The sequence below is a fragment of the Spongiactinospora gelatinilytica genome (assembly GCF_003236385.1).
Classification (GTDB): Bacteria; Actinomycetota; Actinomycetes; order Streptosporangiales; family Streptosporangiaceae; genus Spongiactinospora; species Spongiactinospora gelatinilytica.
This window is the reverse complement of the sequence record NZ_POUA01000381.1, coordinates 1-7328: the sequence shown is the minus strand read 5'-3', so window position 1 is coordinate 7328 and position 7328 is coordinate 1. Positions and strand designations below refer to the sequence as shown.

The 7328-nt window shown below is 72.2% G+C and carries 8 protein-coding genes and 1 pseudogene; 5 read left to right on the top strand and 4 right to left on the bottom strand.

Annotation, left to right across the window (positions count from 1 at the left end; translation table 11 throughout):
• Nucleotides 1-698, bottom strand: a 698-nt coding sequence (locus C1I98_RS32275; protein ID WP_233508371.1) for an AfsR/SARP family transcriptional regulator, incomplete at its 3' end; no start/stop codon positions are given.
• A 407-nt stretch (nucleotides 699-1105) separates the two neighbouring features.
• Here C1I98_RS32275 and glnA2 point away from each other — a divergent pair.
• Complete coding sequence (glnA2, locus tag C1I98_RS32270; protein ID WP_111171136.1) at nucleotides 1106-2467, top strand: gamma-glutamylpolyamine synthetase GlnA2; 1362 nt, start codon at nucleotides 1106-1108, stop codon at nucleotides 2465-2467.
• 7 nt (nucleotides 2468-2474) lie between these two features.
• Here glnA2 and C1I98_RS45425 read toward each other — a convergent pair whose 3' ends face one another.
• From C1I98_RS45425 to C1I98_RS32260, 3 genes are read right to left on the bottom strand one after another with little or no spacing between them, the layout of a single operon-like run.
• Nucleotides 2475-3131: an alpha/beta fold hydrolase gene (locus C1I98_RS45425; RefSeq protein WP_306461935.1), complete on the bottom strand. Its 657-nt coding sequence runs from the start codon at nucleotides 3129-3131 to the stop codon at nucleotides 2475-2477.
• Nucleotides 3132-3181: 50 nt separating this feature from the next.
• Nucleotides 3182-3631 carry an epoxide hydrolase N-terminal domain-containing protein gene (locus tag C1I98_RS45420; protein WP_368773552.1) on the bottom strand — a complete coding sequence of 150 codons (450 nt, stop codon included), beginning with the start codon at nucleotides 3629-3631 and terminating at the stop codon, nucleotides 3182-3184.
• A 56-nt stretch (nucleotides 3632-3687) separates the two neighbouring features.
• Entirely contained in the window at nucleotides 3688-4572 is an 885-nt protein-coding gene (locus tag C1I98_RS32260; protein WP_111171135.1) for a class I SAM-dependent methyltransferase, read from the bottom strand.
• A gap of 48 nt (nucleotides 4573-4620) precedes the next feature.
• Here C1I98_RS32260 and C1I98_RS32255 point away from each other — a divergent pair, with 48 nt between their 5' ends.
• The 4 genes and pseudogenes from C1I98_RS32255 to C1I98_RS32240 form a co-directional block, all read left to right on the top strand.
• Complete coding sequence (locus tag C1I98_RS32255; RefSeq protein ID WP_111171134.1) at nucleotides 4621-5190, top strand: helix-turn-helix domain-containing protein; 570 nt, start codon at nucleotides 4621-4623, stop codon at nucleotides 5188-5190.
• Between the two features lie 118 nt (nucleotides 5191-5308).
• Nucleotides 5309-6067 (top strand): hypothetical protein, encoded by a 759-nt coding sequence (locus C1I98_RS32250; protein WP_111171133.1) that lies wholly within the window; start codon nucleotides 5309-5311, stop codon nucleotides 6065-6067.
• A 27-nt stretch (nucleotides 6068-6094) separates the two neighbouring features.
• On the top strand, nucleotides 6095-6829 hold the full coding sequence (locus C1I98_RS32245) for a type 1 glutamine amidotransferase (RefSeq protein ID WP_111171137.1): 735 nt from the start codon (nucleotides 6095-6097) through the stop codon (nucleotides 6827-6829).
• Between the two features lie 57 nt (nucleotides 6830-6886).
• A pseudogene (locus C1I98_RS32240) lies at nucleotides 6887-7328 on the top strand (hypothetical protein); the annotation flags it as partial.

The following is a 7328-nucleotide window of genomic DNA, read 5'->3' as shown; positions in this document are numbered from 1 at the left end:
AGGTGGGGGGCCTGGGCGAGCATGTCGGATTCCAGGCGGCGCAGTGTGGCGGGCAGGTCCAGGCCCAGTTCGTCGCGCCACAGGCCGCGCGCCCGGCGGACGGCGGCCAGCGCGTCGCCGTGGCGGCCCGCCCGGTACAGCGCCAGGGCCAGCAGCCGCCACGCCTCCTCGCGCATCGGGTGGGCGGCGGCGTGCGCCTCAAGGTCGGCGACCAGCGGCGCGGAACGGCCGATGGCGACCCCGGCGGCGGCCCGCCGTTCGCCCGCGACCAGGCGCAGCTCCTCCAGTCTGGCCGCCTCCGCGGCGGCCCACGGCAGGTCGGCGAACTCGGCCAGCGCCGGGCCGCGCCACAGCCCGAGCGCCGTCTCCATCAGCTCCCACTCGCCCGCCGGACCGGTCTGCTCCGGGGACTTCACCAGGCCCTCGAACCGCCACGAGTCGACCTGCCCCGGCTCGGCCCGCAGCGCGTACCCCGGCGGCGCGGACACCAGTACGCCCGCCTCCCCGCGCGGGGCGCGGCCCGGCTCCAGCGCGCGGCGCAGCCGCGACACGTAGCCCTGGATCGTCGCGAGCGCCTGCGCCGGGGGCTCGCCCGGCCACAGTTCGCCGATCAGGGTGCCGACGGGTACGGCGCGGCCCCCGGCGACGACGAGCCGGGCGAGTACCGCCCGCTGACGCCGCCCACCGAGGTCCAGCACCGAGTCACGATGGGATGCCCGAAAAGGCCCGAGAACCTGAAAAATCAACATTTCAGCCGTAAGCGTAGGGCCGGTGTGCCGTGACCGATATGGCAACTTCCACCAGCGTTGTCCTGCGTACCTGCCTGCCGGGACCGGTGGCGGGCATGTCACGACACGCTACGCCGAGCCGATCTCCAACGGATCAACGGCCGGTTGCCGCGGTCCGGGGTTTCGGCCCGCTCACCGCCCGCCGGGCGCGAGGCGGAAACGGCGGATTCGGCTAGAGCCTCATCCTTGCCGCTAACCTGGTGCACATCGGGCGTCCGGCCCTACAAGCGCTGGTCGTAACGTGTGTGAAACACGAAGCGGGCAGACTGGAAAGCGACCGGAGCGGGTTTTCGGGCACCGCGGCGATAGGAGATGCCTTGGACCGCCAGCAGGAGTTCGTTCTTCGCACCCTGGAAGAGCGCGACATCCGGTTCATCCGGCTGTGGTTCAGCGACGTGCTGGGGTTCCTCAAGTCCGTGGCCATCGCCCCGGCCGAGCTGGAGGGCGCGTTCGCGGAGGGCATCGGCTTCGACGGCTCGGCCATCGAGGGGTTCGCCCGCGTCTACGAGTCCGACATGCTGGCCAAGCCCGACCCCTCGACCTTCCAAATCCTGCCCTGGCGCAGTGAGAGCCCGGGCGCGGCGCGCATCTTCTGCGACATCCTGATGCCGGACGGCTCGCCCTCCCACGCCGACCCCCGCTGGGTGCTCAAGCGCGCCCTGGCCAAGGCGTCCGACATGGGCTTCAGCTTCTACACCCACCCCGAGGTGGAGTTCTTCCTGCTGCGCGGCAGGCCGGAGCCCGGCGTACGACCCCAGCCGATGGACGACGGCGGCTACTTCGACCACACCCCGCACAGCTCCGGGCACGACTTCCGGCGCAACGCGATCATGATGCTGGAGTCGATGGGCATCTCGGTGGAGTTCAGCCACCACGAGGGCGGCCCCGGCCAGCAGGAGATCGACCTGCGCTACGCCGACGCGCTCACCACGGCCGACAACATCATGACGTTCCGGCTGGTGATGAAGGAGGTCGCGCTGGAGCAGGGGGTCTGGGCGAGCTTCATGCCCAAGCCGTTCACCGAGCACCCCGGCTCGGGCATGCACACCCACATGTCGCTGTTCGAGGGCGACCGCAACGCCTTCTACGAGCCGGGCGCCGAGTACCAGCTCAGCAAGATCGGCCGCTCGTTCATCGGGGGCCTGCTGCGGCACGCCGCCGAGATCACCGCGGTCTGCAACCAGTGGGTCAACTCCTACAAGCGCCTGTGGGGCAGCTCCGAGGCCATCGCCGGCCAGGGCGGCGAGGCCCCCTCCTACATAAGCTGGGGACACAACAACCGCTCGGCCCTGGTGCGCGTGCCGATGTACAAGCCGCACAAGAGCGGGTCCACCCGCATCGAGTTCCGCTCCCTCGACTCGGCCTGCAACCCCTACCTGGCGTTCGCGGTGATCCTGGCCGCCGGGCTGAAGGGCATCGAGGAGGGCTACGAGATGCCCCCGGGCGCCGAAGACGACGTCTGGGCCCTCACCAGCGCCGAACGACGCGCCCTCGGCATCGCCCCGCTGCCCCAGTCACTGGACGAGGCCATCGTCGCGATGGAACGCAGCGAACTGGTCGCCGAGACGCTCGGAGAGCACGTCTTCGACTACTTCTTGCGCAACAAGCGCTCGGAGTGGCAGGAATACCGCCGCCAGGTCACCGAATACGAACTGGGCCGCTACCTGCCGGTGCTGTAAGCGCTGGTCAGGCCGGTGAAGGCCTTTCGTACGTCGGCGGCGTAGGCGGTGGGCCGTTCCAGGGGGAGGAAGTCGCCGCCGCGGTCGAGTTCGGTCCAGGTGACGACGTCGTTGTCGCGTTCGCGAAGCGGCGGATGGTGACGTCGGTGCCGAGGGCGACGGCGAAGCCGGCCGGGACGCTGCCGCGTTCCTGGGGCTGCCAGGCGGCCGGGTCGTGGGCGGTCTCGTAGTAGAGGTTGGCGGATGAGCCCGCGGTGCCGGTGAACCAGTAGAGGCTGACGTTGGTCAGCAGGGCGTCGCGGCCGACCGCGTCCTCGGGGAGTTCGGCGGCCGGGTCGGTCCATTCCCTGAACTTCTCGGCGATCCAGGCGAGCTGGCCCACCGGGGAGTCGTGCAGGCCGTAGGCGAGGGTCTGCGGGCGGGTGGACTGGACGGCGTTGAAGCCCATCATCTCCTGGCGGAAGTGCTCCAGCCGGGCCAGCCGCCGCTGTTCCGGCCCGGTCAGGCCGGCGAGTTCGGCGGGGTCGCCGGAGGGGAAGGTGATGTGGCCGTTGCCGTGGACGCCGATCACCCGGTCCGGGGCCAGGCGGGCCATCTCCAGGGCGATGGCCGCGCCGCCGCCGGAGCCCTGCACGCCGTACCGGTCGTAGCCTAGGCGGGACATCAACTCGGTGAACGCGCCCGCGATCCTGCCGGTGTTCCAGCCGGGCGCGGTCAGCGGGCCGGAGAAACCGACGCCCGGCAGGTTGGTGATGACCAGGTGGAAGTCGCGGGAGACGGCTCGACGACCTCGGTGAAGATCGTGAACGACCCGGGCCAGTCGTGGGTGAGCAGCAGCGGCCGGGCGTGCGGGGCCGGCGAGCGGACGTGCGGGAAGTGGTGGGTCTGCCCGTCGATCACGGTGGTGAACTGGGGCAGCTCGTTCAGCGCGGCCTCCTGTGCCCGCCAGTCGAAGCCGTCGGCCCAGTGGCCCGCGAGGTCCCTCAGGTAGTCCGCGGGGACGCCCCGGCTCCAGCCCTGGCCCGGGGATCTCACCGGCCCAGCGGGTACGGCGGAGCCGGTCGCGCAGGTCGTCGATGTCGGCCTGGGGGGGGGGATGTCGATGCGGAACGGGCGGATCGCGTCGCGGTTCAAGGACGGCTCCCATCGATCGGAACGGTTCATTCTGTTCCAACAGTGGCGGAACGGAATGAACCATTCCAATCCAATGGCCCGGGCGCTCAGGCCGGCTTTCTGGCCGTCCAGACGTCCCGGTCCGAACGCACGGTGAGGTCGTCGCGGTGGAGCACGCTCTGTGAGCCTTCGCCGTCGATGAGCAGGTCGAGGACCGACAGGTCATCGGTGTCGACGGGCGACTCCGGGGTGGCCAGGCCGGTGCGGATGCGGCGCAGGGCCAACTGGGCGTAGCGGCCGGTGGACTCGGGGAGCGGGGCGCGCAGGTCGATCTCGAACTTCCGGTACGCCTCGACGGCGAACCCCGCGGCCGTGAGGAGCGGCGCCCAGTCCGCGCCCCGGTAGGGCATCGTCTCGTTGTGCCGCCGATCCAGCGCGGCCCGGCAGCGGGCCTCCAGGCCGGGGCGGCCGACGCCGAGGTCGTCGGGCAGCAGGCGCGGAGGGCCGTCCCGTTCGACGACGGCCAGCAGGCCACCGTGCCGCAGGGCGGCGTACGCCTGACGCAGCGCGTGGGCCGGGTCGGCCATGTGGTGCAGGGACGCCGACGCCCACACGAGATCCACCTCGCCGACGGCCGGCCATGTCGCGTCCAGATCGGCCGCGACCGTGCGCACCCGGTCGGCCCGGCCGAGGTCACGGGCCTTGTCGCGCAGGTGGGCCAGCAGGTGGGGCTCCTTGTCCAGGGCGATGACCTCGGCGTCCGCGAAATGCCGCAGCAGGGCGAAGGAGCCGGTGCCGGTCCCGCTGCCGACATCGAGGATCCTGCGCACGGGCGCGCCCTCCGTCAGGTCTGCGAGCCAGGCGGTCAGCTCGGCCAGGTGCTCCTGGAAGATCTCCGCGTCGAGGTCGAGCAGCAGGGCCGTGTCGCCGTTCTCCGGGCCGAAGGAGGGAGGGGCGGGGTGCCGGTGGTGGTGAAGTGCGTGGTCCGTCATGCCCGCGACCCTACGTCCGTCTTGCGCGGACAGCATAGGCTCTTGCGTATGAAGCAAGAAGGCGAGGATCTGGACGGCCTGGTGCGCAAGCGGATCAGAGGGCTGCGGGCGGTGCTGGGCTGGTCGCTGGACGACCTGGCGGCCCGCTGCTACCTGAGCCCGTCCACGCTGAGCCGGATCGAGACCGGCCACCGGCGGATCGGCCTGGACCAGTTGACCGTGATCGCCCGCGCGCTCGGCACCACGCTGGACCAGCTCGTGGAGTCCGTCTCCGACGACGACGTGGTGATCAGGCCACGCCATGACGCCAAGCGCGGGGTCACCACCTGGAGTCTGAGCCGTGACCCGAGCATCACCGTGGCCAAGATGCGGATCACCAGGCCGGCCCCGGCGAGCGCCGCGGAACTGAAGGTCCATCCCGGCAAGGACTGGATCATCATCCTGTCGGGTGTCCTGGTGCTGATGCTCGGTGAGCGGCGGATTCTGGTCGAGCCGGGGCAGGGGGCGGAGTTCTCCACCATGATCCCGCACGGGTTCGGGGCGTACGACGGGCCGGTGGAGGTCATCGGCATCTTCGACCCCGACGGGCGGCGCACCCACCTGCGGCCCGGCCGCTGACGGCCGCCCGGAGACCGGAGGGGCGGCCCCTTTCGGCCCGCACCACGCACGTTCGATAAAGTCAATGGTTCATTACCTGATCAAGTATTCACCTTTACCAGGTGTAGGAGGGCAGCACATGACGGCACCGGCCGAACTGCGGACGGTGGTCACGGTACCGGCCCGTTATCGAGGGCCGGAGACGGCCGCGAACGGCGGCTGGATCGCCGCGGTGGTGGCCGGGGCGCTGGGCGAGGCGGCGAAGGAGGCGCCGGTCGAGGTGACCTTGCACGCTCCCACGCCGCTGGACACCGAGTTGACCCTGGTCCACCACGGCAACGCCGTCACGCTGTGCCAGGACGGCGCCGGCCTGGTCGAGGCCATCCCGGTCGCCGAACCGCTCATTGAGCCGGGGTTCGTGCCGTTCAACGAGGCGGCCAAGGCCGAGGAGGGCTTCGCCGGGCTGGACGGGCACCCCTTCCCCGAGTGCTTCGTGTGCGGGATGCGCGAGCCCGGCGACGGCCTGCGGATCTTCCCCGGCCCGGTGCCCGGTACGGCCGGCCTGCACGCCGCGGGCTGGCGGGTGCCCATGAGCGTCACCGACGACGACGGCGTGGTGCCCGTGCCGGTGGTGTGGGCGGCGCTGGACTGCGTGAGCGGGTGGGCGAGCATGCGCGAGGGGGAGCGGGCGCTGCTCGGCCGGCTGACCGCCCAGGTGTACCGCAGGGTCTACCCGGGTGGCGCGTACTCGGTCGTCGGCGCCCCGCTGCCGGGCGCGGCGGGCAGGGACGGCCGCAAGCTCACCGCGCACAGCGCGATCTACGAGATGGACGGCACGCTGGTGGCGGTGGCCAAGGCGGTGTGGATCCTCCCGCGAACCGCCCAAGATTCCCAATAAAGCCCGTTTTCCCCAATAATGGGGGATATGGCGATAACCATTGTCGAGCACCAGGCGGAGGCGCCCGCCGGGCCCCTGGCCGGCTGGCTGACCGAGGCCGGGGCGGACCACACGGTCGTCAGGCCGTACGTCGGTGAGCCGGTGCCCGCGCGGGCGGGCGGCGGCCTGATCGTCCTCGGCGGCTCCGCGTCCGCCTGGGAGGACGACGTCTGCCCCTGGCTGCCCGCGACCCGCGACCTGATCGCGCGCTGCGTCGCCGACGGTGTGCCCACCCTGGGCATCTGCCTGGGCGCCCAGCTCATGACCATCGCCTGCGGCGGGACCGTCGAGCGCGGCGCGGCCGGCCTGGAGGTGGGCCTCACCGCGCTCGTCCCGCTCCCGCAGGCGGCCGGGGACCCGCTGTTCGGCGGGCTCGGACCGGCCGTCGCGGTGCAGTACCACCAGGACGCCACGACCGTGCCGCCTCCCGGGGCCGTGCCGCTGCTGACCGGCGAGCGTTACCCGCACCAGGCGTACCGGCTGGGCGAGGCGGCGTGGGCGGCGCAGTTCCACCTTGAGGCCGACCACGAGATCTTCGCCCGCTGGACCAGCGCCACCGCGGACGCCTTGGCGGACGCGGGCCGCTCGCCCGGCGAACTCGACGCCGAGGTACGGCGGGAGCAGGACCGGCTGACCCGGACCTGGCGGCCGGTGGGCCACGCGTTCGCCGGACTGTGCCGGAGCCGGTCAGGTGTGCGAGAAGTGCAGGACTCCCGCCGATGATGGCGTGATCACGCACCGGAACCGCTGAGGACGCCGCACGCCTCTAAGGTTTACGCTGTGCGACGACGCCCCGGCGACGCGGCGCCCCCCGGCTTCGACGACGGGCGGGCCGGCTCGCGTACCGCGGAGTCCGCCCCGTGCGCTGACAGAGGGACGGTGATGACGGTGCCCCGCATCGAGACGACCGCGGGGAAGCTGGCGCGGCTGGGCTTCGCCGACGCGGCGCGGGCCGGGCGGCTGCTCGCCGAGCTGGGGCCGCCCGCCGCCGACGACGCCGATCTGCTTCGCGACCTGGTCGCGGTGGCCGACCCCGACCTCGCGCTGACCTCGCTCAACCGGCTGGCCGAGCGCGACCCCGGCGTCCTTTCCGAGCTGCGGAGCGACCCGGGGCTGCGCGGGCGGCTGCTCGGGGTGTTCGGCGTCAGCGCGGCCCTCGGGGAGCACGTGGTACGCCATCCCGGCCACTGGAGGGCGCTTTGCTGCCCGCCCGCCGTACCCC